This window comes from Vibrio sp. SCSIO 43132, assembly GCF_019904195.1.
GTDB classification, from domain to species: domain Bacteria; phylum Pseudomonadota; class Gammaproteobacteria; order Enterobacterales; family Vibrionaceae; genus Vibrio; species Vibrio nigripulchritudo.
In genome coordinates this window covers 3,004,667-3,029,815 of record NZ_CP063199.1, presented here as the reverse complement: position 1 = coordinate 3,029,815, position 25,149 = coordinate 3,004,667, and the positions used below count along the sequence as shown (strand labels likewise).

The following is a 25,149-nucleotide window of genomic DNA, read 5'->3' as shown; positions in this document are numbered from 1 at the left end:
TTAGGAGATAGACAGATGGAAGCTGTTGCAATCATTGGAGGCGGTCCAAGCGGGATTGTCGCCGCCCGTTATTTACAGTCTCAGGGCTTTAAGCCAGAAATTTATGAAAGCCACAGCTGCATCGGTGGTCAGTGGGCGGCAGATAACCCCAAATCTGGGGTCTGGCCGACAATGCGCACAAATACGGCTCGCATGGTCACCCGCTTTTCCGACTTGGATCATGACGCGGATGTACCTATTTTCCCCAGAAACGATCAGATCAAACAATACCTGACCCGCTATCTCGAACACTTTGGTCTCTCCGGCTCCGTTTCACTGAATACCAGCTTGCGGTCTTTAGATCGTTTGGAAAACAGGTGGAAGCTCACTTTCGAAGGAGAGCGGGGAGTATTTTCCAAACAATTCGATAAAGTCGTTATCGCTACCGGAGCGTTTAACCGACCAAATATTCCAGTAATTAAGGGGCTGGACACATTCAGTGGAGAGTGCGGTTCAGTTCATGCCTTTCACTACAAGGATCCCGAATTCTATCGGGGGAAGCGTGTCTTAATTGCTGGTGGCAATATCTCCTCTCTTGAGATTGCGTCTGATCTTGCCATGCTGGGCGCCAGCAAAGTCATTACTACGATGAGAAGACAGCGCTACATTATGCCAAAGCTTGTTGCAGGCGTTCCTGTAGAAAGCTATGCATTTACGAGAGGTGGTGCACTTTTTCAAGAGCAGGCGAGCTCAGAAGAATGGGCACAGGCAACCAGAGAATTCATCTTAACGTACTCAGGAAACCCTGCTTGGTATGGCGCACCCGAGCCAGACCAAGACGTCAGAATTGCAGGTACAACGGGGAGTCAGAATTACCTGAACTTAGTCGCTGAAGGGAGAATCACCTGTAAGCCCTGGATTGAGAAATTCAGTGATAATCAGGTGCATTTTCTGGATGGCAGCCACGAAGAAATAGATGGCGTTATTTTTGGTACTGGGTATCGTCTGAATCTGGACTTTTTCTCTGACGAGTCGAAAAGGCACCTAGAAATAGACGGTATGCACATCACTCTGGCGGATCATACTTTCTCACCTAAACTTCCCGGGATGGCATTCATGGGGCAGTGGGGGCAAATAGGACCTTACTTTCCCGTGTTAGAACAGCAAGCCAGGTACATAGCCTACTCTTGGGGAAAAACGGTTCCAATTCCAGAGGAGCAAGCATTGATGAAAGCTTGTCAGGTATGCAAGGAAAAGAAAGGTGAAACTTTGTATCAGCACTTAATGGCGATTAAATTTGCCCGTCTGAACAAAAGCGATCCCGCCGGGAGTGTAACGCCTTTGGTTGAGGAATTGCTGAGCAAGCATGCGGTAACGGGACTGACATTCAGACTTGCTGGTACTGATGCTCTTGATAACGCGTATGAGCAAATATTAGAAGAGTCCCGCCTGTATGGTATTAAGCCCACGTCTTTAAGAAACGAGTAAACCGAGTGCCCAAGTTCATCACTTGGGCACCCGTTTTTTTAAAGCTTAAATTCAGGTTTGAGCTGGTCGCACACATGGCGTGCAAAACCACTACCTGCTTCGCTATAGATGTTGAAAGCGGCGTCGACACCCAGTTCAGTCAACTCATTGAGCTGATCAGAATATTCTGCGATCGCTGCAATCTGCCCCTTGAAGTCTTTGCGTTGTAATTGCTCTAACGCGAGCTGATTACCCAAATGGTGAGGCATGGCTAACAAGACCAACTTAACATTTGCTGTATCTAAAATGCGTTCCCAAAAATCTGGGTCGGTTGCATCGCCCTCAATCACGTTCCTGCCATGACTGCGGTGGGTGGCAGCTGCATCAGCGCGAACTTCGACGCCAAGGCTCACCTTTCCATAGCGTGTTCTTATTTCATCGTACGCACCAGTGCCGATACGACCCATCCCTAATATCAGTACTTGTGCATGCCCTGGGTTTATCAGTTGGTCTCTTGCATGAAGTTTTTCTGCGGCGGCTTCTTTTAGCCATTTAGCACTACGCTGATAAATTTCATGACCAGCACGGGTTAGTGGCGCAGCCAGAACGAATGAAATGGACACAGCAATGGCAATTGAGACAAGAATGTCACCAGGAAGCCACCCCATCTTGTATGCCAGACCTCCGACAATAAGCCCGAATTCTGAGTAGTTGAATAGCGTCAGTGACGCCAGCAAAGAGGTACGGACTCGGAATTTGAAGAAGTTGATAGTGAAGAAATATAGAATCCCTTTCACCGGAAGAAGCAGCATAAAGAGCACAGCTAAAGACAGACCGGTCAACGTCGGTTCTTCTGCTAAACCAATGTTCAGGAAGAAGCAGACGAGAAAGAGCTCTTTCAGATTAAGAAGGGATTTGGACAGTTCAGAAGCTTTCTTGTGCCCAGCCAGAATCATTCCAAGGATCAGTGCACCCAGGTCAGCTTTCATTCCAACTACATGGAATAGCCCTGCGCCAACGACCAGCGCGAAGAAGATGCCAAATAACACCAGCATCTCACCATGACCTACCCTGTCGAGTAACTTATAGAATAGTGGTCTTAGGAACGGCAGAATAAAGAGAGAAATGGCGTACCATTCCGGAATCTTTCCTGTAGAAGCGGTTAAGAAAATCACCGCAAAAATATCCTGCATAACCAGAATACCAATGGCAAGCGTGCCATAAGTGGCATTCATTTCACCTTTCTCCTGAAGGCTCTTCACCGCAAACACGGTACTGGAGAACGATAGGGCAAAGCCAAGCAGAACAAGCTGTTCGATACCGATGCCGGCAAGCGTACCCACGCCAAGAGTCTTCAATAAAATCAGTGCGACGGTGAAAAAAGCGGTCGAGATAAGATTGTGAACCGTCGCCCCTAGCCATATCTCTTTGGCGAGTAAGGTTTTAACATCGAGTTTCAGCCCGATGGTGAACAGTAGAAGAGTGACACCCAGGTCTGCCAGAGTGGTGATTGTGTCGTTGCTTTCAAAGCCATAAGCATTAAGAGCAAACCCCGCGAGCAAAAAACCAACCAAAGGTGGAAGGTTACACTTCAGAGCGGCGAAACCTGCAATGAACGCAACCGAAATAAAAATGAGTTCCATTGAAAAGCCAGCTAATTTGAGTTGTTGTTATACCAATCACAGTAAGTAGGTGTTCAGAAATAGCGTAGGAAAAACGCTTGAGAACAAGGCAAAAAACTTCGATAAGTAGCTATTCTACAATCAAATTTTTTAACGCAGTTATCGAGTGTTTTAACAAGCTAGAATGAGCAATTACTTGCTACGATTGGTATTAATATAGAGCAGATACAAAAAAGGGTCGCACTAGACGACCCATTTGTTTAGCGCCTGACCGCTATTTTTCCACCAAACTTTTATTCTTCAAGTAATTTTTGTAACAAAACACCATTCAGCATAGCACGCTTAATCATTGCAAAAGCACCCATGGCTGGTTGGTGGTCAAGTTCCGAAGCAACAATTGGCAAATCGGTGTGGAAGGTTTTAAGCGATTGTGTTTCCACGTTTTTACGGATCGCCGGGAATACAATGTCTTGTGCTTTCGTAATGTCGCCCGCAATGATGATTTTCTGCGGGTTAAACAAGTTGATGGTAATCGCAATCGCTTTACCCAACTGGTTACCTACCTTTATCAGGCTTTGGCTAGCGAGCTCATCACCCTTTAGGGCGTGCTGACATACATCGTCCATTGTTGGATTCGATATATTGCTCAAGCTAGACTGGTAACCTTTGCTCAATAAAGTTCTGACTCGCTCTAAAATAGCAGGGTTAGAAGCGACAGTTTCAAGGCAACCAAAATTTCCGCACTGGCATTGCTCGCCTAACGGATCGATCTGAATGTGACCGATTTCTCCGACATTTCGGTTAAAACCCAGAAACACTTGTCCGTTGACAATAATTCCAGAGCCAGTGCCGCGATGGACACTGACCAGAATGGAGTCCTGGCAATCTCGGCTAGCACCAAAGTAATGTTCAGCCAGTGCCATGCCACGAACATCGTTTCCAACAAAGCATTCAACATTGAACGTATCGCGGACGACATCACCCAGAGCCAGGTTATCGATGTCGGTATTCGGCATGTATTCGATCACACCAGTTTCAGGATTGACCAGCCCCGGTAATGAAATGCCAATAGCGATCAGCTGTTCGATACGCTCTTTATGTTCTTCAATAAAATTTCGAATCTGCTCCAGCAGACCTTCCATTAACTCGGTCTGGTTGTGGTAGATGAACGGTGCATAGTGATTCACCAGTTCTTTGCCACCAAGGTTATACAGACTGAAATGGATGTAATCACGACCAACACGGATCGCAATAGAATGAAAAGGTTCGACTTCCGTCGTGAGGGAGATGGCTCTTCGACCACCTGTGGAGGCTTGTTGCGCGACCTCTTTAATCAGGCCGCGCTCCAATAGCTGGCGGGTTATTTTAGTAACACTTGCCGGAGCAAGCTGACTTACATCAGCGACTTGAATCCGTGAAATAGGACCTTGCTGATCAATCAAGCGGTAAACCGCTGCACTGTTGAGTTGTTTGACTAAGTCTACGTTACCTATTTGTCCGCCATTCATGCTTAATTTTGCTCGTATTGTCCGTTAACTACTGTCGCTTTGACATTGAAGTCACGGTCAAATACAGCAAGGTTAGCAACCATACCTTTTTTAACTCGGCCAAGTTTGTCTTCTACACCGATAGCGCGTGCAGCATACAGAGTGGCCATACGTAGAGCTTCATCCAAAGCGATCCCAACGTGCTCAACTGTATTTTGTACTGCTTCTATCATTGTTAGTGCTGAGCCGCCGAGTGTGCCATTTTCATCAACACACTTGCCATCTCGGTAATATACTTTCTTGCCTACAAAAATAAAGTGATCCATATCTGCGCCTGCCGGAGCTGTGGCATCGGTCACTAATACGAGCTTTTCGCCCTTAATTTTGTGAGCAATTCGGATGTTGGCGTAGTCTACGTGGAAACCATCGGCGATGATGCCCGCGTATACTTCTGGTGTATCGTAAATTGCGCCAACAACACCTGGTTCACGACCCGCCATTGGCGTCATTGCGTTGAATAGGTGAGTAGCGAAAGTGATACCAGCTTCAAAACCCTGACGAGCTTCTGCATACGTACCGTTACTGTGACCGATAGCCACAACAACACCCGCTTCGCTTAGCTTCTCAATGTGTGCAGGATCGTTTTGCTCAGGAGCCAGTGTTACTTTAGTCACTACATCTGCGTTTTCACAGATGAAGTCAATCATGTCACTGTCGGAGCGACGAATGTAGTCAACACTGTGAATGCCTTTCTTCATGACATTCAGGTAAGGACCTTCAAGGTGAAGACCCAAAGACTGGTTTTCATACTTCGCGTGGTAGTCACGAGCTGCCGCAACAGCTTGGCGCATGTTTTCGTCTGAAGAAGTGATCAGAGTTGGCAGAAAGCTTGTGCAGCCTGATTTCAGGTTTGCTTCATGCATGATTTGCATGGTTTCAGCAGTGATCTCATCGTTTAACATCACACCACCACAGCCATTTAGCTGTAGGTCGATAAAACCAGGGCTGACGTTTGCACCGTCCAGATCAATGGTTTTAATGTCAGCAGGAAGCTCAGCTACTGGACAAACAGATTCAATGTTTGCTCCGTTAACAACAACGGCATGATTGTCCAGCACATCGCTACCAGTATAAATTTTACAGTTGGTTAGCGCATACATAGTGTAATAACCCTTATTTAAGATCTTTAGTATTGTCTGCTTCAAGCTCTTGGAAGTATTTCACCGTCTTCACTTTTAATTCTTGAGTTGCAGGCTCGTCACAAACGATCACTGACTTAGGGTGAAGTTGAAGTGCAGATACAGTCCACAGATGGTTAACAGAACCCTCTACTGCTGCTTCTAGTGCTAGTGCTTTGTTATGACCTGTAATTAGGATCATGATTTCTTCAGCGTCAAGCAGAGTACCTACACCAATGGTCAGTGAGTATTTTGGTACCTGGCTGATGTCGCCATCGAAGAAACGAGAGTTCGCAATACGCGTATCTTCAGTCAGAGTTTTGATACGAGTACGCGAAGAAAGTGAGGATGCTGGCTCGTTAAAAGCGATGTGACCATCGTTACCAACACCACCCATGAACAGGTTGATTCTGCCGTACGATTTAATCTTATCTTCGTAACGTTGGCACTCAGCTTCCTGATCTTCAGCATTGCCGTTAAGAAGATTGATGTTTTCTTCTTGAATATCAATGTGATTGAAGAAGTTGCTGTACATGAAAGAGCGGTAAGACTCAGGGTGATCAGATGGAAGACCAACATACTCATCCATGTTGAAAGTAACGACGTGTTTGAAGCTTACTTCGCCAGCTTTATGAAGTTCAATTAGACGCTTGTAAGTGTTCAGAGGAGTACCACCAGTAGGCAATCCTAGTACAAATGGACGGTCCGCAGTTGGCTGGAAGGCATTGATTCGGTTAACAATATGACGTGCAGACCATAGGCCAACATCAGTAGCTGTATTTAGTGGAATTAATCTCACGGTGATACCTCAAATTTATACAGTAAATGATTAAAACTTGGCGCCCTGGGGCATTTGTTTTGAATGATAAAATAAGTTTTATGATCTCGCTAGCAAAATCCTTTGCCCTTACCCGAAACGGGTGATTAGGATCACAAATGAAAAGGTTTTAATTTGCGGAGCAAAATTAATGTCATAAACTGACTACGACTAAATTGAGCCACTAAAAAAAGTGTCTCAAATCTAATACAAAAAATCCTATAGGGGGAACTTAAGGTGAATATACTTGGATATGCGCAGAGATTAGGTAAAGCTTTGATGCTTCCTATTGCAGTGCTTCCAATAGCAGGTCTTTTACTGCGTTTGGGACAAGGTGACGTGCTTGATATCGCTTTCATGGCGCAAGCAGGTGGGGCGGTTTTCGGTAACCTACCAGTTATCTTTGCAATCGGTATCGCAATCGGTCTTTCTAAAGACGGTCACGGTGCAGCTGGTCTAGCTGGTGCAGTGGCTTACTTCGTTTCTAACGCAACTGCAACAACAATCAATGCCGACATCAACACTCAGGCATTCGGTGGTATCCTAGCGGGTATCGTAGCTGGTCACGCATACAATGCATTCAATGCAACGCGTCTACCAGAATGGTTGGCTTTCTTCTCTGGCAAACGTTTAGTTCCAATCATGGCTGGTCTTTTCGCTCTAGTACTAGGTGCGGTTCTAGGTTACGTATGGCCTGCAATCCAGGGTGGTCTTGACGCACTAGCACAAGGCGTATCTTCTTCTGGTGGCTTTGGTCAGTTTGCTTACGGTTTCCTAAACCGTCTTCTGATTCCAATCGGTCTACACCACATTGTGAACAACATTTTCTGGTTCAACCTAGGTTCTTGTCAGGAAATCCTAATCACTGGTGCTCAGGCTGCTGGTCAAGCTCTAGACCTAACTAAAGTGTGTGTAACTCCTGAAGTTGCTAAAACACTAGTAGTTGGTCAACAGCACACGTTTGAATTCGCTAACTCTGTAACTCCAGAAATCGTTGCAACTGTTAAAGAAGTAACTGAAACAGTAGCGTCTGGTGACCTATTCCGCTTCTTCGCAGGCGATAAAGGCGCTGGCGTATTCATGAACGGCTTCTTCATGGTAATGATGTTCGGTCTTCCAGGTGCAGCACTAGCAATGTACCTAGCAGCTCCTGCTGAGAAACGTGCTCAAGTTTCTGGTGCTCTGTTCTCTGTAGGTTTCTGTGCATTCCTAACAGGTGTTACCGAGCCAATGGAATTCATGTTCGTATTCCTAGCTCCTGCACTATACGCAGTACACGCAGCATTCACTGGTCTAGCTCTAGTAGTAGCGAACATGTTCGGTACTCTACACGGCTTCACATTCTCTGGTGGTGCTATCGACTTCATGCTGAACTTCGGTATCGCAACTAAGCCTCTAGTTCTACTAGCTCTTGGTCTAGCATGGTTCGCTCTATACTTCGTAACCTTCTCGTTCGCAATCCGCGCGTTCAACCTGAAGACTCCAGGTCGTGAAGACGAAGAAGAAGCAGTTGCTGCAGGTGGTGAAGCACCTAAAGGTGACCTAGCTCGTCAATACCTGAAAGCTCTAGGCGGTCACGAAAACCTAACAACTATCGACGCTTGTATCACTCGTCTACGTCTAACTCTTAAAGACCGCTCTCTAGCTGATGAAGCTGTTCTTAAGAAGCTTGGTGCGAAAGGTGTGGTTAAACTAGGTGAAAACAACCTTCAGGTTATCCTAGGTCCTCTAGCAGAAATCGTTGCTGGTGAAATGAAAAATATCGGTCCAGGTGAAGACCTATCTGATGTAAAACTTCCTTAATCTCAGATTAAGAAATCAAGTTTAAGAAATGCCTCCCATTGGGAGGCATTTTTTTTAACCATTCAAAACGAAATTTGGCAATAAAGTGTTTGAGGCAGTTGTGTATCTCGTGAGAATGGTGGATCATTAGCGATTAACCATTCTGACAATACTTAAATACATAGAGGTGTTATAGATGAGTGAAGCTGAGGCTCGTCCATCGAACTTTATCCGTCAAATCATTGATAAGGATTTAGCGGAAGGCAAACATAACAGCGTGCACACCCGTTTCCCGCCAGAACCTAACGGTTATCTGCACATCGGTCACGCTAAATCTATCTGCCTTAACTTTGGTATTGCTCAGGACTATCAGGGACAGTGTAATCTTCGTTTTGATGACACTAACCCTGAAAAAGAAGATATCGAATACGTCGAGTCGATTAAGAATGATGTTAACTGGTTAGGCTTTGAGTGGAATGGGGATATCTGTTACTCCTCAAACTACTTCGACAAACTTTACGGTTATGCAGTTGAATTAATTAACAAAGGCTTAGCGTATGTCGAAGAGCTAAGTCCTGAGCAGATCCGCGAGTACCGAGGTACTCTGAAGGAACCGGGTAAGCCTAGCCCTTATCGCGACCGCAGCGTTGAGGAAAACTTAGCGCTGTTTGAAAAAATGCGCGACGGTGGTTTTGAAGAAGGGAAAGCATGTCTACGTGCGAAAATCGACATGTCTTCCTCCTTTATGGTTATGCGTGATCCAGTGCTATACCGCGTGCGCTTTGCCACACACCATCAAACTGGTGACAAGTGGTGCATCTACCCGATGTATGATTTTACGCATTGTATCTCGGATGCATTGGAAGGTATTACGCACTCGCTTTGTACACTGGAATTCCAAGATAACCGACGTTTGTACGACTGGGTGTTAGATAACATTTCAATCGAATGTCAGCCACGCCAGTACGAGTTCAGCCGTCTGAACCTTGAATACACGGTTATGTCCAAGCGTAAGCTGAGCCAGCTGGTTTCCGAAAACCTAGTGAATGGGTGGGATGACCCGCGTATGCCAACGGTTTCTGGATTGCGTCGCCGAGGCTTTACTCCTGCTTCTATTCGTGAGTTCTGCAAACGCATCGGTGTGACTAAGCAAGAGAACATGATCGAGTTTAGTTCTTTGGAATCTTGTATTCGCGATGACCTTAATGAAAATGCTCCTCGTGCTATGGCGGTTTTGGATCCAGTGAAGCTGGTGATTGAAAACTTCGCTGAAGGTGAAGTTGAGACTCTGACTGTAGCAAATCACCCTAATAAACCAGAAATGGGTGAACGTGAAGTGCCATTTACTCGCGAAATATATATCGAGAAAGAGGACTTCCGCGAAGAAGCAAACAAGAAGTACAAGCGTTTAGTACTGGGTAAAGAGGTACGTTTACGCGGCGCATATGTGATTAAAGCCGAGCGCATTGAAAAGGATGAGCAAGGTAATATCACTACTATCTTCTGTACTTACGACAATGAAACGTTGGGTAAGAACCCAGCTGATGGTCGTAAAGTCAAAGGGGTGATTCATTGGGTTTCAGCGGAGAAAGGCGTTTCAGCAGAAATTCGCCTTTACGATCGCTTATTCTCAGTCGCAAACCCTGCAGCAGCAGATGATTTTGCTTCTACTATCAACCCTGAATCACTCACGGTAATGCAGGGGGTGGTTGAGCCTAGTCTAGCGAATGCCAAGCCAGAAGCGGGCTACCAGTTCGAACGTACCGGTTATTTCTGTGCAGATTCAAAAGATTCAACACCAGAAAGCCCAGTATTCAACCGAACGGTTGGGTTGAGAGATACTTGGGCTAAGATTGAGTCTAAATAAGACTTAACTTAATTTATGATAAAAAATAAGAGGGCGCATTTTGTGCCCTCTTTTTGTAACAAACCAGGCTTGAGTATAAGAATCGAGCAATAAAAAAGCCGAAGGCGTTAAAACCTTCGGCTTTTTCGGTGTTTTTGCCTTACTTTTTCTTCGGCTTGTGCGCGTTTGGATCGTCTTTACAAGAGCGATCACCACACTTACCGTAAAGGTACAGGCTGTGATTCGTCAGTTCGACGTTGTACTTGGCTGCTATTTCTCTTTGTCTTTCTTCAATCACTTCGTCAGAAAACTCAATCACTTCACCGCAATCAAGACAGACCAAGTGGTCGTGGTGGTGTTGAGTGGACAATTCAAAAACAGACTTACCGCCTTCGAAGTGGTGTCGGGTTACAATGCCAGCATCATCGAATTGGTTAAGAACTCGATATACAGTCGCTAGCCCAATCTCTTCACCGAGATCGATCAGCTTCTTGTACAGTTCCTCTGCACTGATGTGAGAGCAGTCAGGTTGTTGAAGTACCTCTAAGATCTTTAATCGCGGTAACGTAACCTTTAGTCCAGCTTCTTTTAGAGCTTGGTTATTATCTGGCATATTCTTTCCTGTAGATGATCTGCAGCAAAATACAGAAGTCGTAGTTAATAGCATTATAGGATAGTAAAACGTAACAATAAACCACGAAGTTCAAACGGTTAATAAAGAAAACTTGTAAATCTGCCTCAAATCACGGATATTGAGATCCGACCAGTTACAACTTTATAACAATACTTATGCATAAAAGCTTGAGCCGAGTGTACAAACCCGGTGTTGTTAAATTTGCGCTGAATCTGTGGCCGCCATTCTGGGGAGCTGGAATCAGAATACTATCTATCAGCAAAGATTTCCGCACAGTAAAAGTGAAACTTAAATTGAGGTGGTGGAATAAGAACGCAAACCGAACTCAATATGGAGGCTCGATTTTTTCTCTGACTGATCCTGTGTATTCGCTGATGTTGATAGGTATCTTAGGTGAAGAGTATTTTGTTTGGGATAAGGAAGCCAGCATCAATTTTATTGCTCCTGGGAAAAGTGCGCTTTATGCGGACTTTCAAATTTCCCAAAACATGCTTGATGACATTTACAGTAAAACCGCAAATGGTGAAAAGTGTTTTCCTGAGTTTATGGTTTACGTTAAAGATGAAGCAGGGGATGTAGTGTCTGAAGTACAGAGAACACTGTATGTGAGAAAGCGTCCGGAATATCGTTCAGGGTAAAAAAATACCTCCCAATCGGGAGGTATTTACTTTTAGTCTTCTAGTTCAGCAAGACACATTTCTTCGTGTATCTGCTCAACCCAATTTTTTACTCGATCGTCTGTCAGCTCTGGTTGGCGATCTTCATCAATACACAAACCTACAAACAGAGAGTCGTCACCTTCTACCAATCCTTTTGATGCTTCGAATTCGTAGCCTTCAGTTGAAGTGTGACCCAAAATTGTTCCGCCTTTCGCTTCAACGATATCGCGAACCATGCCCATAGCATCACAGAAGTACTCTGCGTAGTCTTCCTGATCGCCACAACCAAAGATAGCCACGAGTTTCGTCGAGAAGTCGATTTGCTCAAGCTCTGGGAAGAAATCATCCCAGTCACATTGTGCTTCACCGTAATACCAAGTTGGAATACCTAGTAGAAGAAGATCAAAGTTGTCGATGTCTTCTTTGCTGCTTTTCGCGATGTCTTGTACGTGAACCAACTTTTTACCTAGTTGTTTCTGAATCATCTTAGCAACGGCTTCAGTATTACCTGTGTCGCTACCAAAGAAGAGTCCTACACTTGCCATAGAATCAGTACCTATATAGTGACGGTTTTTAAATTAAATCTGAGGTCGCCTGGTTAACCCAAACCAGTGCCTTCCCAGCTTAGCTGGATAAGCCCCTTTGCGATGAATCCGGCGCAACCTAAGAAAAGAACTAACCATACAATACGACGCCCAAACGGTGGGACGTTACCTTGTTTCAATACGTCTTTGATTGCCATTCCGATAAAAAAGAAGATCGATGCAAACAAAAGGTCCAAGCCTATGGACTCTAGCATATTGATGTAGTCGTAGAGCATGACGTTCCTTGTAGTCAAATTTGCTGGGCGCACTATATCACTGTTGCGACCCAAAGTTAATGAGAAGGATTCTCCAATAGGCGCAAAATGTTACCTACGCGGCTATGAATCGGCGCATCACTCTCAGCACGTCGTTCGGCTTTTCCGCATGTAGCCAGTGGCCCGTATTCGCGATTACATGTGCTTTGGCATTTGGAAACTGTCGCATTACTGCTGGCTGGTGTGCTTCAGTAAGATAATCTGAATTTCCACCTTTAATAAGTAATGCGGGCGTTTGAACGGCTTTCGCTTCTTCCCAACTTATGATGTTTCTGTAGTTAGAGAATAACGACTCAACATTAAAACGCCAGCCAAGGTGATCACTCTCTTTGTATAGCGACTTACCAAGAAACTGACGCACACCTTCCATTTCGATATGTTCTGCCATGACTTTCATCGCTTCTGAGCGACTTGAGGGTTTTGCATTTTCAACAGCATGAAGCCCGGCAAAAACGTTGTCGTGACGTGATTCAGTGTACGCGACTGGTGACATGTCCAAAACAACAAGCTTTTTCACTTTGTCTTCAGTAAGCGACGCGAGTTTCATGGCAACTTTTCCGCCCATGGAATGACCGACAAGAATCACATTACTTAAGTTCAGATGTTCAAGGAGTGCTTTTACGTCTTCTGCCATTTCTTCATAGGTATGGCTTTCACTGTGAAAAGAAAGACCATGATTGCGAAGATCGACAGACAGAACCTGATGATCCTGAACCAAATCTCTGGCTAATAATCCTAGGTTATCCAGATTGCCAAACAATCCATGCAGCAAGACGATCGTCTGTCCTTCGCCTTGCAACTTATAATTCAAAAGTGATGACATTTTCTCTTTATCTTGTTGGGTTTGCCGTAGAGTATCATGGCAGAACTGGTTATAATCACACAGAGTTTAAACATAGAGATTGTGAAAAGCGAATGAAAACAATAGAGGTTGATGAGGATCTATACCGTTACATAGCCAGTCAAACACAACACATCGGAGAGAGTGCATCAGACATTCTTCGTCGATTGTTAATGGGCGAACAAAAGCCAGTTGTTGAGCCTCCCGCTCCAGCAATGAATGGTATCGTCGTAAGTAAAGAAGCAGGTAAGGACACCGCTATTGATGGCGTAAAAGTGCTTCGTTCTTTATTGATTTCTGACGAGTTTGCAGGCAAAGACAAAGCCATTGATCGTTTTATGCTGGTATTGTCGACTCTTCACAGTGTTCACAACGATAAATTTGCAGAGGCGACTCAAGTAAAAGGTCGCACACGTGTTTACTTTGCTGATAATGAAGACACTCTGTTAGCCAGCGGTAAAACAACGAAACCACGTCAGATTCCTAACACACCTTTCTGGGTAATCACGAACAATAATACCAACCGGAAACGCCAAATGGTGGATCAATTAATGACGCGTATGGGCTTCCAGGGCGATTTAATTGAAAAGGTGTGTAACGCAATTTAAAAGCACCTGATTCGAACCTCATAATGACATATTGAATCGTTATTATGAGGTTTGTTTTTTTATGGGTAAGTAAATAAATAAGGAAATAAAAATGGCTATCCATCCTCGAGCGGGGCAACAAGCCTTGCAAGAAGATTTGCATAACATCCCTTCGTTAGTTGCTAATTACTTCTTACTTCAACCAGAATCTTCTAATGATGCACATCGCGTTCAGTTTGGAACGTCCGGTCATCGTGGTACGTCTGACAAACACACTTTCAATGAGCACCATATCTTAGCTATTGCTCAGGCTGTCGCAGAAGTGCGTAAAGAGCAGGGCGTTACTGGTCCTCTGTTTTTAGGTAAAGACACACATGCATTGTCAGAGCCCGCTTTTACAAGCGTTGTAGAAGTGCTGATTGCAAATGGTGTAGAAGTGATTGTTCAGGAAGATAATGGCTTTACTCCAACTCCTGGTATCTCCCATGCAATTCTGACTTACAATCAAACGCATGATGCGAAAGCAGACGGCATTGTAATTACGCCTTCGCATAACCCGCCACAAGACGGTGGTATCAAGTACAATCCGCCTCATGGTGGTCCGGCTGAAGCTGAGTTGACTCAGGCAATTGAAGACAGAGCCAATGTACTGATTTCAGAAGGCTTGCAAGGTGTGAAGCGCACACCAATCACTCAGGCAAAAGAGTCCGAATTATTCAAGCAAGTTGATCTAGTAAAACCTTACATTGATGACTTAGTGAATGTGATCGATATCGAGGTGATTCAAAAAGCCAACTTGAACATTGGTGTGGATCCACTGGGTGGTTCAGGCATCGATTACTGGCGTCAAATCGCTGAAACATATCAACTTGACCTTACTTTGGTCAGTGAATCCATCGATCCGTCTTTCCAGTTTATGTCATTGGACAAAGACGGCGTGATTCGAATGGATTGTTCTTCGCCTTACGCCATGGCAAGTCTATTGGCACTAAAAGACGATTATGATCTGGCGTTTGGTAACGACCCTGATTACGACCGCCATGGCATTGTGACGCCAAAAGGGCTCATGAACCCTAACCATTTCCTGGCGGTATGTATTGATTACCTTTACCGTCACCGCGAAGGTTGGAACAAAGACGTAGCAGTTGGGAAGACTCTGGTATCCAGTGCGCTGATTGACCGTGTTGTGGCTGATCTAGGTCGTGAGCTTTGTGAAGTTCCGGTTGGTTTCAAATGGTTCGTAGATGGCTTGTATTCTGGTCAGTTTGGCTTCGGTGGTGAAGAGAGCGCGGGTGCTTCCTTCCTTCGTAAAGACGGCACACCATGGTCAACGGATAAAGACGGCATTATTTTGTGTCTGTTGGCGGCAGAAATTACAGCTGTGACGGGTAAAAATCCTCAGGAATATTACGAAGAGCTGGCAACCAAGCACGGCGAATCAAAATACAATCGCATTCAGGCTGTTGCAAACAGTGAACAGAAAGATGTGCTTAAGAAACTTTCGCCTGAAATGGTGTCGGCAACGACATTGGCAGGTGACGAAATCACGGCACGCCTGACACATGCACCAGGCAATGGCGCGGCAATTGGCGGGCTTAAAGTGACCACAGCAAATGGTTGGTTTGCTGCACGTCCATCTGGTACCGAAGACATCTATAAGATTTACTGTGAGAGCTTCAAAGGTGAAGAACATTTGAAAGCTATTGAAGCAGAAGCTCAGGAAATCGTTAATCAGGTATTTAAGAACGCTGGTTTGTAATGCCTAACGGTTTTTAGTGGATAAAGGCGGCGCTTGCCGCCTTTTTACCTTTTGTCCTTACTCTTTCGCCCGCCGAATGACTAGTTTGGCCAACCTTGATTCACGATAAACCAGTATTGTCCACTTTCAGATTGGCAATGAATGAACTTTCCAATATCCGTCTCTTCTTCAAGCAATGAAGAAGTGCTCGTTCTGCCCGTTATCCAGTTTTTCTTTTCTAATACATACAATGGCTCTTCAATGCGGTGTTTTTGATTCTCATAACACCAGTAGCCTTTTATACGTTCTTTATTGATCTCTTTCTCACAACAGTGAGTGGGTACTTCATTATCTAAAAATGGATTGATATACAGCCTGCCCTGCATAAGCAAACGTTCTTGAAGGTCCAGCCATTGAGGGAACTGACATTTGAAAGCTTCAGAGGATGACATTTTTAGCTGATGCGTGAGCATGTGCTCTAACTTAATATCCAGCCGGTCTTTTGCGTTAGGACCAAACCACAGTTCGTTGTGGAAAAGGTAGAACTTGATCGCCACTTCCCAGTGTTCGATTTCGTCTTTAAGCTGGTTTTGAATGATGAAGTCAATCGCGCCGAGAGTTCTACCATTTTGGTTTAGCTGAATTTCTTCATCTTTGACTAAGTATTGTGGGTTATTTTCAAAAAGCTGCTGGCAAAGGTATTGATAAACAAAGCCTAATCGAGCATTTCCTTCATATTCTTCAATATTTTTCGTAATTGAGGCTGAAAAAGGGGGAATTTCAACAATAGGGTCAGCCTGCTTAAACAGAGCGGGGGTTTGTATGACCCATTTCAAAAGTTTATTTAGTTCTTGTTTTGATAGCATTGAAATTCTCCATTTGGTTTCGACATTCTACCTTTAAATTGTTATAAACGCGCTAAAAGAGATAACACGGATACGCATGATGAATAACTTTCAGCTCGAGTCGATCCTCAATGACAAGCTGTCGCCACAATTGATCAAAGATTACAGCCCAAATGGTATGCAGGTAGAGGGTAAGCCCGAAGTTCAGCGTATCGTGACCGGGGTTACGGCATCTCAAGCCCTAATTGAGAAAGCGATTGAGCTTAACGCAGATGCTCTGTTGGTACACCATGGTTACTTTTGGAAAGGTGAGCCAGAACCCATCAAGGGAATGAAAGGTAAGCGCATTCGCAGCCTGATTAAAGCCGACATTAATCTTTATGGTTACCACTTACCTCTGGACATTCACCCGGAACTTGGCAATAACGCTAAGCTGGCTGAGTTGCTGGATATTGAAATTGATGGTGGCTTGGAAGGGCACCCTCAGTCGGTTTCTGTGTATGGCAAGCTTGTTAAACCTGTTTCAGGTGCTGAATTTGCCAAGAGAATCGAAACCGCTTTGAATCGAACTCCACTTCATATTGCTCCGGAAAATAGTAACAAATTGATTGAAACTGTGGGTTGGTGTACTGGTGGCGGTCAGGATTTCATCGAGCTTGCAGCGGCAAAAGGTTTGGATGCTTTTATCTCCGGGGAAATTTCAGAGCGCACTACGTACTCGGCTCGTGAACAGGACATCCATTACTTTTCAGCAGGTCACCATGCAACGGAGCGTTATGGTGTTAAGGCACTTGGCGAATGGCTGGAAGCAGAGCATGGCTTTGACGTGACCTTTATTGATATCGATAACCCGGTTTAGTCGAAAGCTACAATTTTTTAGATTAAATACATAGAAAAAGGTCGAAGCGAATGCTTCGACCTTTTTACTACTCAGTAACCAATAGTCAGAATATTGATCATCACTCTCTTTCGTGAAGAGGTTGGAAGTCGCGTGATTTCTGACCAGTGTATAGCTGGCGTGGACGACCAATTCGGTTGTTTGGATCACTGTGCATTTCATTCCAGTGAGCAATCCAACCAATGGTACGAGACATCGCGAAGATTACTGTGAACATAGAGATTGGGATACCAATCGCTTTCAGGATAATACCTGAGTAGAAGTCTACGTTCGGGTACAGTTTCTTCTCTACGAAGTACTCGTCAGACAACGCAATACGCTCAAGCTCCATTGCCACGTCGAGTAGAGGATCCTGGATGTTCAATTCCTCTAGTACTTCGTGACATGCTTCGCGCATTACTGTTGCACGTGGGTCGTAGTTTTTGTAAACGCGGTGACCGAAGCCCATAAGACGGAACGGGTCTTCTTTGTCTTTCGCACGTTCGATGTATTCAGGGATGTTGTCAACGCTGCCAATCTCTTCAAGCATACGTAAACAAGCTTCGTTTGCACCACCGTGTGCAGGACCCCATAGAGAGGCGATACCCGCTGCGATACATGCGAATGGGTTTGCACCAGAAGAACCAGACAAACGAACCGTAGACGTTGAAGCGTTTTGTTCGTGGTCTGCGTGCAACGTAAAGATCTTGTCCATTGCGCGAGCAACAACAGGGTTAACGTTGTACTCCTCACAAGGGTTTGCGAACATCATGTGTAAGAAGTTTTCTGCATAGCTCAATTCATTACGAGGGTAGATGAATGGTTGGCCGATGGAGTACTTGTAACACATTGCTGCCAGAGTCGGCATTTTAGAAAGCAGACGGTAGGCCGCGATTTCACGGTGTTCGTCGTTGTTGATGTCTAGAGAGTCGTGGTAGAAGGCAGCTAATGCACCAACCACACCACACATAACAGCCATTGGGTGAGCATCACGGCGGAAACCGTGGAAGAAACTTGCGATTTGCTCATGGACCATGGTGTGACGCGTTACGGTCTCTTTGAATTGTTCATATTGCTTACGATCTGGGGCTTCGCCATACAGTAGGATGTAACATACTTCCAGGTAATCTGCGTTATTGGCAAGTTGGTCGATAGGGAATCCTCTGTGAAGAAGGATGCCTTTCGCACCGTCAATATAAGTGATTTGGGATTCACAAGATGCAGTGGCAAGAAAACCGGGGTCAAAAGTAAAGTAACCATTGGCTCCGAGTTTACGAACATCGATTACTTCAGGTCCAACTGTACCCTCCATAATCGGCAGCTCGATTGGCGCTTTACCTTCGATGTGAAGGGTCGCTTTCTTATCTGCCATAACATTCTCCTTTGTTTATTATTAATCCATCCAGGATATTTTGTGTGCCGTTTTTTTACTGAGTATCTAAAGTAAAGTCAATTTTTCTCCCTTTTTGTGTGCACTCGTTTTGATTTTTCATATGAAAAAAGTTAAAAATCTGTTCTGTGTAGCATTATTTGTTACGTCAATTGTATTAATATGTTACCGCCCGTATAGTGGCGCTGAAAATTTTTGTGGAATCCTTATAAATTCAAGGCTAGAAACAAATATTGGCCTATAATAAAAAAGAAAAAGATAACAATTCATTTACATTTATCTCGCCAATATTGGGCGAAATAAGTTAAATAAATGTTAATTTTTGTAGGGTTCCTACTAAAATTTGGTTTATAACTATAAATGCTCTAAGGAGCTGAGTGAGCAAGCCCGTGAAAGAAAGAAAGTCAAGACCTGTTAATCTAGATTTACAGACAGTCCACTTTCCGATTTCTGCAATCGCATCCATCCTGCATCGAATTTCAGGTGTTATTACGTTTGTAGCAATTGGAATTTTAATTTGGTTACTATCCATATCCCTCTCTTCCCCACTAGGATTCGCTAAAGCCGCTGACATAGTAGACAGCTTTATCGTGTCTTTTATCCTTTGGGGCATTCTAACTGCACTCGCATATCACATAGTAGGCGGTATTCGTCATTTATTCATGGATATGGGGTATTTTGAAGAGTTAGATACTGGCGCAGTGAGCGCAAAAGTCTCATTTGCCGTAACAGTAGTATTGTCTCTACTAGCAGGGGTTTTGGTATGGTAAAACATGTTTCCTCGTTGGGACGCAATGGCGTTCACGACTTTCTACTGATCCGCGCCAGTGCGATCATCCTTACGCTTTACACCATCTACATTGTTGGCTTTTGTGCCTTCAATGAAATCACTTACATGTCATGGACGGCATTTTTTGGCGGCACCTTTACCAAAGTCTTTACTATGCTTGCATTAGTCTGTGTGCTTGTGCACGCGTGGATTGGCTTGTGGCAAGTATTAACAGACTACATTAAACACATAATGTTACGTGGTGTATTACAAGTCGCAATTATTGCCGTTCTAATCGCCTATTTCTTCTCTGGTTTGTTTGTATTGTGGGGTGCGTAAGTGACTATTCCAGTTCGTGAATTCGATGCCGTTGTAATCGGCGCAGGTGGCGCGGGCATGCGCGCTGCTCTACAAATTTCTGAGCAGGGGCTGTCTTGTGCTCTGCTTTCTAAAGTATTTCCTACTCGCTCACATACTGTTTCAGCTCAAGGCGGTATTACGGTAGCACTTGGCAACTCCCATAAAGATAACTGGCAGTGGCACATGTACGACACCGTTAAAGGCTCTGATTACATCGGTGACCAGAATGCGATCGAGTACATGTGTAAAACCGGTCCTGAATCTGTTATCGAGCTTGAAAAAATGGGCTTACCATTTTCTCGCTTTGAAAACGGCAGCATCTACCAGCGTCCGTTTGGTGGACAGTCTAAAGAGTTCGGTGGTGAGCAGGCGGCACGTACTGCTGCGGCAGCTGACCGTACCGGGCATGCACTGCTTCACACGCTTTATCAGCAAAATATCAAACACAAAACCACCATCTTCTCTGAGTGGTACGCCCTTGATTTAGTGAAAAACCAAGATGGTGCAATTCTTGGCTGTACAGCAATCTGTATGGAAACGGGCGAAATGTGCTACTTCAAGTCGAAAGCGACTGTGCTTGCGACTGGTGGTGCAGGTCGAATCTACGCATCGACAACTAACGCTCACATCAACACGGGTGATGGCGTTGGTATGGCATTGCGCGCTGGTGTTCCAATGCAAGACATGGAAATGTGGCAGTTCCACCCGACTGGTATCGCAGGCGCGGGTGTGCTGGTAACCGAAGGTTGTCGTGGTGAAGGTGGTTACCTTCTCAATAAAGACGGCGAGCGCTTTATGGAGCGTTATGCTCCTAACGCGAAGGACCTTGCAGGTCGTGACGTTGTTGCTCGTTCGATGATGATCGAAATCCGCGAAGGTCGTGGTTGTGATGGTCCATGGGGGCCACACATCAAACTGAAGATGGATCATCTTGGTCAAGAAGTTCTGGAATCTCGTCTGCCGGGTATTTGTGAGCTTTCTCGTACCTTTGCTCACGTCGATCCTGTGAAAGAACCAATTCCAGTTATCCCAACCTGTCACTACATGATGGGTGGTGTTCCAACTCAGGTATCTGGTCAAGCGCTTAAACAAAATGCCGACGGTACTGATGTTGAAGTCCAAGGTTTGTTTGCTTGTGGCGAAATCGCATCTGTATCGGTACACGGTGCTAACCGTCTGGGTGGTAACTCGCTACTCGACTTAGTGGTATTCGGACGTGCGACAGGTCTTCACCTTGGTGAAACTCTGGAAGCACAAGCCGAAGCGCGCCCAGCAACAGATTCTGACATCGAAGCATCTCTGGCTCGTACTATGCGTTGGGAAAACAGCACCGGCGGTGAAGATCCTGCTCAAATCCGTAAAGACCTGCAAAGATGCATGCAAAACAGCTTCTCGGTATTCCGTGAAGGTGAGGCAATGGCAACAGGGCTTGAAGAGCTTAAAGTTATTCGTGAGCGCCTGAAGGATGCTCACCTGGCTGACAAGTCAACAGAATTCAACACAGAGCGAATCGAGTGTCTTGAACTGGACAACCTGATGGAAACTGCATTCTCGACAGCGGTAGCTGCAAACTATCGTACGGAGAGTCGTGGTGCTCATGCTCGTTTTGATTTCCCAGACCGCGATGATGAAAACTGGCTATGCCACTCCATCTACAATCCGGATTCTGAAGCAATGACTAAGCGTGATGTGAACATGACACCAGTTCATCGTGAAGCATTTCCGCCGAAAGCACGTACATACTAAAGGGAGGTACATACTATGAAACTTAATTTCTCTCTTTACCGCTACAATCCGGATACAGACAAAAAGCCTTACATGAAGGACTACGTTCTTGAAGTGGAAGATGGTTCAGACATGATGGTCCTGGATGCTCTTATTCTGCTGAAAGAGCAAGATCCGTCAATCGCTTTCAGACGCTCATGCCGTGAAGGTGTGTGTGGTTCTGATGGTTTGAACATGAACGGCAAGAATGGTCTGGCGTGTATTACACCGATGTCGGCGCTGTCGGGCAAAGACAAGATTGTCATCCGACCGCTTCCAGGGTTACCAGTTGTTCGTGACTTGATTGTAGATATGACACAGTTCTACGACAACTACGCAAAAGTGAAGCCGTTCTTGATTTCAGACGGCAACTTACCGCCAGCGCGAGAAAATCTTCAGGCTCCGGAAGATCGCGCACATCTGGACGGTCTGTATGAATGTATTATGTGCGCATGTTGCACAACTTCGTGCCCGTCATTCTGGTGGAACCCGGATAAATTCATTGGACCGGCAGGCTTGCTTGCAGCTTATCGTTGGCTGATTGATAGCCGCGATACCGCTACAGATGAACGTTTATCTAATCTTGACGATGCTTTTAGCGTTTTTCGTTGCCATGGCATCATGAATTGTGTAAGTGTTTGTCCTAAGGGATTAAATCCTACGAAGGCAATCGGTCATATTAAGACCATGCTATTGAACCGCTCGGTTTAATTGAATAAAAATTGCCGACCCAAGTTGCGCAATGTACCAGGGTCGGCTTTATTAATAGCTCGGCATAAGACCGAAGCGAACGTGAAAACTACTGGTTAAGGGAAAATATGCACAACGGCGTGATGAAGGCATGGCTCGAGTCTTCACACTTGGCTGGCGCCAATGCAACTTATGTAGAAGAACTCTACGAACTGTATCTTAGTGACCCCGACCTGGTAAGTGAGGAGTGGAAACGAGTTTTTGAAGGATTGCCCAAGCAATCTGACGCGGCAGAACAACCGCATTCTCGTGTCCGTGATTACTTCCGTCGATTAGCGAAAGAGACAAAGCATTACAATGTCCAAGTTAGTGATCCTGATGTCGATGCTAAACAAGTAAAAGTACTACAGCTTATCAATGCTTACCGCTTCCGCGGTCATGAAGCTGCCAACCTCGACCCCCTAGGTCTTTGGAAACGAGACACAGTCGCTGAACTGAATCCTGATTTCCATACTCTTACCGAAGATGATTTTGATGAAACTTTCAACGTAGGTTCTTTTGCTATTGGGCAAGAAACCATGGTTCTGAGAGACCTTCACAAAGCCCTACAACAAACTTACTGCGGTTCTATCGGTGCTGAATACATGCACATGACCAATACAGAGCAAAAACGTTGGATCCAACAACGTCTGGAATCTGTATCCGGTCAAGCGAGTTTCAGTTCAGAAGAAAAGCAAACATTCCTACATGAACTGACTGCTGCTGAAGGTCTTGAGCGTTACCTGGGGGCGAAATTCCCTGGTGCGAAACGTTTCTCCCTTGAAGGTGGTGACGCCATGATTCCGATGACGAAAGAAATTATTCGTGCAGCGGGCTCTCAAGGTATCCGAGAAGTGGTAATCGGAATGGCCCACCGTGGTCGTCTGAACATGTTGGTTAACGTTCTAGGTAAGAAGCCTCAAGATTTGTTCGACGAGTTTGCTGGCAAACACGATGAAACTTGGGGTACTGGTGATGTTAAGTATCACCAAGGTTTCTCAGCTGATTTCGCAACTCCAGGCGGTGATGTTCACCTTGCGCTGGCGTTCAACCCATCTCACCTTGAAATTGTTAACCCTGTGGTTATCGGTTCTGTACGTGCTCGTCAGGATCGTCTGGGCGACAAAGACGGCAGTAGCGTTCTGCCTATCACCATTCATGGTGACTCAGCGATTGCTGGGCAAGGTGTGGTGCAGGAGACATTTAACATGTCTCAGGCTCGTGGTTTCTGTGTGGGCGGTACGGTACGTATCGTTGTGAACAACCAGGTTGGTTTCACAACGTCTAACCCACGCGATACGCGATCCACGATGTACTGTACAGACATCGCGAAGATGGTACAGGCACCAATTTTCCACGTGAATGCTGATGACCCAGAAGCAGTCGCTTTCGTGTCTCGTCTTGCAGTGGATTACCGCAACACCTTCAAACGTGATGTTGTGATTGACCTGGTTTGTTATCGCCGTCATGGTCACAACGAAGCAGATGAGCCGAATGCAACTCAACCTCTGATGTATCAGAAAATCAAGAAGCACCCTACACCGCGTAAGCTTTACGCTGATGTGCTGATTGAGCGTGGCGAGTTAGACATTGAAACGGCAACACTTCAAATTAACGAATACCGTGACGCACTTGACCACGGTGAAGTCGTGGTGAAAGAGTGGCGTCCGATGGCGTTGCATTCTGTGGACTGGTCTCCGTATATCGGTCACGACTGGGATACAGATTGGGACTCTACGTTTGATATCAAGCGTCTTACAGAGCTGGGTCAGCGTTTGTGCCAGTTCCCGGAAAGCCACAAGCTGCATAGCCGTGTTAACAAGCTATACAATGACCGTACTTCCATGATCAATGGCGAGAAAGCCTTGGACTGGGGTATGGCAGAAACCTTAGCGTACGCAACCTTGGTGGATGATGGTAAGCGCATTCGTATCTCTGGTCAAGATTCAGGTCGTGGTACGTTCTTCCACCGTCACTCTGTGTTGCACAACCAAAACGATGCCAGCACTTATGTGCCTCTTGCGAACATTCACGATAAGCAAGGTCCTTTCCAGGTATTCGACTCAGTACTATCTGAAGAGGCTGTTCTTGCCTTTGAATATGGCTACGCGACAGCAGAGCCGGGCGGTTTGACTCTTTGGGAAGCGCAGTTCGGTGATTTCGCAAACGGTGCTCAGGTTGTAATCGACCAGTTCATCTCTTCTGGTGAGCAGAAATGGGCGCGTCTGTGTGGTCTGACTATGCTTCTGCCACACGGTTATGAAGGGCAAGGACCTGAACACTCCTCTGCACGTCTAGAGCGTTACCTTCAGTTGTGTGCTGAACAAAATATGCAGGTTGTTGTTCCATCTACACCCGCACAGGTTTACCACATGATTCGCCGTCAGGTTGTGCGTCCGATGCGTCGTCCATTGGTGGTTATGTCACCTAAGTCGCTACTGCGTCATCCTCTGTGTACTTCTACGCTCGAAGAGCTGGCAGAAGGCACATTCCAGGCTGCAATCGGTGAAATTGACAAACTGAATCCGACAAGAGTGAAACGTGTCGTATTCTGTTCGGGCAAGGTTTACTACGATTTGCTGGAACAACGCCGCAACAATGAGCAAGACGATGTTGCAATCGTTCGTATTGAGCAGCTTTACCCATTCCCGCTGGAAGAAGTACAAGCTGCGATTTCTCAATACAAGTACGTTGAAGACTTCGTGTGGTGTCAGGAAGAGCCTCAAAACCAGGGTGCCTGGTATTCTAGCCAGCACAACTTCCGTGCCGCGATTCCGGCAGGAGCTGATCTGAAATATGCAGGTCGCCCGGCGTCGGCATCACCGGCAGTAGGCTATATGTCCGTACACATGAAACAACAAAAAGCGTTGGTGAACGACGCACTTACCCTAGATTAAGAACTAGAAGAAAAAGGACGAA

The 25,149-nt window shown here is 45.5% G+C and carries 22 protein-coding genes; 12 read left to right on the top strand and 10 right to left on the bottom strand.

Going from position 1 to position 25,149, the window contains the following annotated elements:
• The first annotated feature begins 15 nt into the window (after window positions 1-15).
• A complete protein-coding gene (locus tag INR79_RS13475; RefSeq protein ID WP_223094665.1) occupies window positions 16-1,467 on the top strand; it encodes a flavin-containing monooxygenase in 1,452 nt (483 codons plus the stop codon).
• A 38-nt stretch (window positions 1,468-1,505) separates the two neighbouring features.
• Here INR79_RS13475 and INR79_RS13470 read toward each other — a convergent pair whose 3' ends face one another.
• The 4 genes from INR79_RS13470 to nagB form a co-directional block, all read right to left on the bottom strand.
• Window positions 1,506-3,089 (bottom strand): cation:proton antiporter family protein, encoded by a 1,584-nt coding sequence (locus INR79_RS13470; protein WP_223094663.1) that lies wholly within the window; start codon window positions 3,087-3,089, stop codon window positions 1,506-1,508.
• A 272-nt stretch (window positions 3,090-3,361) separates the two neighbouring features.
• Window positions 3,362-4,576, bottom strand: coding sequence for an ROK family protein (locus tag INR79_RS13465; protein WP_004400536.1), 1,215 nt, complete (start codon window positions 4,574-4,576; stop codon window positions 3,362-3,364).
• A gap of 2 nt (window positions 4,577-4,578) precedes the next feature.
• Entirely contained in the window at window positions 4,579-5,715 is a 1,137-nt protein-coding gene (nagA, locus tag INR79_RS13460; RefSeq protein WP_004400537.1) for an N-acetylglucosamine-6-phosphate deacetylase, read from the bottom strand.
• 13 nt (window positions 5,716-5,728) lie between these two features.
• Window positions 5,729-6,532: a glucosamine-6-phosphate deaminase gene (gene nagB, locus INR79_RS13455; protein ID WP_223094662.1), complete on the bottom strand. Its 804-nt coding sequence runs from the start codon at window positions 6,530-6,532 to the stop codon at window positions 5,729-5,731.
• A gap of 255 nt (window positions 6,533-6,787) precedes the next feature.
• On the opposite strand from nagB, the gene nagE reads away from it, so the two are divergent.
• A complete protein-coding gene (nagE, locus tag INR79_RS13450) occupies window positions 6,788-8,353 on the top strand; it encodes an N-acetylglucosamine-specific PTS transporter subunit IIBC (protein WP_022551335.1) in 1,566 nt (521 codons plus the stop codon).
• Window positions 8,354-8,528: 175 nt separating this feature from the next.
• Window positions 8,529-10,199, top strand: coding sequence for a glutamine--tRNA ligase (gene glnS, locus INR79_RS13445; protein ID WP_022589947.1), 1,671 nt, complete (start codon window positions 8,529-8,531; stop codon window positions 10,197-10,199).
• A 139-nt stretch (window positions 10,200-10,338) separates the two neighbouring features.
• On the opposite strand, the gene fcrX is transcribed toward glnS, so the two are convergent.
• A complete protein-coding gene (gene fcrX / locus INR79_RS13440; RefSeq protein ID WP_004400548.1) occupies window positions 10,339-10,791 on the bottom strand; it encodes a ferric iron uptake transcriptional regulator FcrX in 453 nt (150 codons plus the stop codon).
• 176 nt (window positions 10,792-10,967) lie between these two features.
• Between fcrX and INR79_RS13435 the strand changes: the two genes are divergently transcribed.
• Window positions 10,968-11,450 carry a DUF4442 domain-containing protein gene (locus tag INR79_RS13435; protein WP_022551333.1) on the top strand — a complete coding sequence of 161 codons (483 nt, stop codon included), beginning with the start codon at window positions 10,968-10,970 and terminating at the stop codon, window positions 11,448-11,450.
• Window positions 11,451-11,482: 32 nt separating this feature from the next.
• Here the strand turns inward: INR79_RS13435 and fldA are convergent, their stop codons facing one another.
• From fldA to INR79_RS13420, 3 genes are all read right to left on the bottom strand, one after another.
• Complete coding sequence (gene fldA, locus INR79_RS13430; RefSeq protein ID WP_004400552.1) at window positions 11,483-12,016, bottom strand: flavodoxin FldA; 534 nt, start codon at window positions 12,014-12,016, stop codon at window positions 11,483-11,485.
• Window positions 12,017-12,069: 53 nt separating this feature from the next.
• Window positions 12,070-12,291 carry a DUF2788 domain-containing protein gene (locus INR79_RS13425; RefSeq protein ID WP_004400554.1) on the bottom strand — a complete coding sequence of 74 codons (222 nt, stop codon included), beginning with the start codon at window positions 12,289-12,291 and terminating at the stop codon, window positions 12,070-12,072.
• 94 nt (window positions 12,292-12,385) lie between these two features.
• Complete coding sequence (locus INR79_RS13420; protein WP_223094660.1) at window positions 12,386-13,153, bottom strand: alpha/beta fold hydrolase; 768 nt, start codon at window positions 13,151-13,153, stop codon at window positions 12,386-12,388.
• Window positions 13,154-13,245: 92 nt separating this feature from the next.
• Here INR79_RS13420 and seqA point away from each other — a divergent pair, with 92 nt between their 5' ends.
• Together seqA and pgm are read left to right on the top strand one after the other, a co-directional pair.
• A complete protein-coding gene (gene seqA / locus INR79_RS13415) occupies window positions 13,246-13,779 on the top strand; it encodes a replication initiation negative regulator SeqA (protein WP_223094658.1) in 534 nt (177 codons plus the stop codon).
• A 91-nt stretch (window positions 13,780-13,870) separates the two neighbouring features.
• Complete coding sequence (pgm, locus tag INR79_RS13410; RefSeq protein WP_223094656.1) at window positions 13,871-15,517, top strand: phosphoglucomutase (alpha-D-glucose-1,6-bisphosphate-dependent); 1,647 nt, start codon at window positions 13,871-13,873, stop codon at window positions 15,515-15,517.
• An 80-nt stretch (window positions 15,518-15,597) separates the two neighbouring features.
• On the opposite strand, the gene INR79_RS13405 is transcribed toward pgm, so the two are convergent.
• Window positions 15,598-16,362 (bottom strand): DUF1853 family protein, encoded by a 765-nt coding sequence (locus INR79_RS13405; RefSeq protein WP_045966466.1) that lies wholly within the window; start codon window positions 16,360-16,362, stop codon window positions 15,598-15,600.
• A 79-nt stretch (window positions 16,363-16,441) separates the two neighbouring features.
• Here INR79_RS13405 and INR79_RS13400 point away from each other — a divergent pair, with 79 nt between their 5' ends.
• Window positions 16,442-17,200, top strand: a complete 759-nt coding sequence (locus INR79_RS13400) for a Nif3-like dinuclear metal center hexameric protein (protein ID WP_045966464.1) — start codon at window positions 16,442-16,444, stop codon at window positions 17,198-17,200.
• Between the two features lie 100 nt (window positions 17,201-17,300).
• Here INR79_RS13400 and INR79_RS13395 read toward each other — a convergent pair whose 3' ends face one another.
• Complete coding sequence (locus tag INR79_RS13395; RefSeq protein WP_004400564.1) at window positions 17,301-18,590, bottom strand: citrate synthase; 1,290 nt, start codon at window positions 18,588-18,590, stop codon at window positions 17,301-17,303.
• A gap of 395 nt (window positions 18,591-18,985) precedes the next feature.
• On the opposite strand from INR79_RS13395, the gene sdhC reads away from it, so the two are divergent.
• From sdhC to sucA, 5 genes are all read left to right on the top strand, one after another.
• The gene (gene sdhC / locus INR79_RS13390) at window positions 18,986-19,378 is read left to right on the top strand and encodes a succinate dehydrogenase cytochrome b556 subunit (RefSeq protein ID WP_004400567.1); all 393 of its coding nucleotides are present in this window, start codon (window positions 18,986-18,988) and stop codon (window positions 19,376-19,378) included.
• Window positions 19,372-19,716, top strand: coding sequence for a succinate dehydrogenase, hydrophobic membrane anchor protein (gene sdhD / locus INR79_RS13385; RefSeq protein ID WP_004400569.1), 345 nt, complete (start codon window positions 19,372-19,374; stop codon window positions 19,714-19,716). The genes sdhC and sdhD overlap by 7 nt, the downstream gene beginning before the upstream one ends.
• Window positions 19,717-21,483 carry a succinate dehydrogenase flavoprotein subunit gene (gene sdhA, locus INR79_RS13380; protein ID WP_022551326.1) on the top strand — a complete coding sequence of 589 codons (1,767 nt, stop codon included), beginning with the start codon at window positions 19,717-19,719 and terminating at the stop codon, window positions 21,481-21,483. It abuts the gene before it with no gap.
• A 15-nt stretch (window positions 21,484-21,498) separates the two neighbouring features.
• Window positions 21,499-22,212: a succinate dehydrogenase iron-sulfur subunit gene (locus tag INR79_RS13375; protein WP_004400572.1), complete on the top strand. Its 714-nt coding sequence runs from the start codon at window positions 21,499-21,501 to the stop codon at window positions 22,210-22,212.
• Between the two features lie 107 nt (window positions 22,213-22,319).
• A complete protein-coding gene (sucA, locus tag INR79_RS13370) occupies window positions 22,320-25,127 on the top strand; it encodes a 2-oxoglutarate dehydrogenase E1 component (RefSeq protein WP_004400574.1) in 2,808 nt (935 codons plus the stop codon).
• The last annotated feature ends 22 nt before the right edge of the window (window positions 25,128-25,149 follow it).

What these genes read in the sequence shown, in the direction of transcription:
- INR79_RS13420 (WP_223094660.1), bottom strand. Translation starts at nt 13,153, where the DNA reads ATGTCATCACTTTTGAATTATAAGTTGCAAGGCGAAGGACAGACGATC.
- INR79_RS13470 (WP_223094663.1), bottom strand. Translation starts at nt 3,089, where the DNA reads ATGGAACTCATTTTTATTTCGGTTGCGTTCATTGCAGGTTTCGCCGCT.
- seqA (WP_223094658.1), top strand. Translation starts at nt 13,246, where the DNA reads ATGAAAACAATAGAGGTTGATGAGGATCTATACCGTTACATAGCCAGT.
- sdhD (WP_004400569.1), top strand. Translation starts at nt 19,372, where the DNA reads ATGGTAAAACATGTTTCCTCGTTGGGACGCAATGGCGTTCACGACTTT.
- fldA (WP_004400552.1), bottom strand. Translation starts at nt 12,016, where the DNA reads ATGGCAAGTGTAGGACTCTTCTTTGGTAGCGACACAGGTAATACTGAA.
- fcrX (WP_004400548.1), bottom strand. Translation starts at nt 10,791, where the DNA reads ATGCCAGATAATAACCAAGCTCTAAAAGAAGCTGGACTAAAGGTTACG.
- nagA (WP_004400537.1), bottom strand. Translation starts at nt 5,715, where the DNA reads ATGTATGCGCTAACCAACTGTAAAATTTATACTGGTAGCGATGTGCTG.
- INR79_RS13405 (WP_045966466.1), bottom strand. Translation starts at nt 16,362, where the DNA reads ATGCTATCAAAACAAGAACTAAATAAACTTTTGAAATGGGTCATACAA.
- INR79_RS13395 (WP_004400564.1), bottom strand. Translation starts at nt 18,590, where the DNA reads ATGGCAGATAAGAAAGCGACCCTTCACATCGAAGGTAAAGCGCCAATC.
- INR79_RS13425 (WP_004400554.1), bottom strand. Translation starts at nt 12,291, where the DNA reads ATGCTCTACGACTACATCAATATGCTAGAGTCCATAGGCTTGGACCTT.
- pgm (WP_223094656.1), top strand. Translation starts at nt 13,871, where the DNA reads ATGGCTATCCATCCTCGAGCGGGGCAACAAGCCTTGCAAGAAGATTTG.
- sucA (WP_004400574.1), top strand. Translation starts at nt 22,320, where the DNA reads ATGCACAACGGCGTGATGAAGGCATGGCTCGAGTCTTCACACTTGGCT.
- INR79_RS13465 (WP_004400536.1), bottom strand. Translation starts at nt 4,576, where the DNA reads ATGAATGGCGGACAAATAGGTAACGTAGACTTAGTCAAACAACTCAAC.
- INR79_RS13400 (WP_045966464.1), top strand. Translation starts at nt 16,442, where the DNA reads ATGAATAACTTTCAGCTCGAGTCGATCCTCAATGACAAGCTGTCGCCA.
- INR79_RS13375 (WP_004400572.1), top strand. Translation starts at nt 21,499, where the DNA reads ATGAAACTTAATTTCTCTCTTTACCGCTACAATCCGGATACAGACAAA.
- INR79_RS13435 (WP_022551333.1), top strand. Translation starts at nt 10,968, where the DNA reads ATGCATAAAAGCTTGAGCCGAGTGTACAAACCCGGTGTTGTTAAATTT.
- INR79_RS13475 (WP_223094665.1), top strand. Translation starts at nt 16, where the DNA reads ATGGAAGCTGTTGCAATCATTGGAGGCGGTCCAAGCGGGATTGTCGCC.
- glnS (WP_022589947.1), top strand. Translation starts at nt 8,529, where the DNA reads ATGAGTGAAGCTGAGGCTCGTCCATCGAACTTTATCCGTCAAATCATT.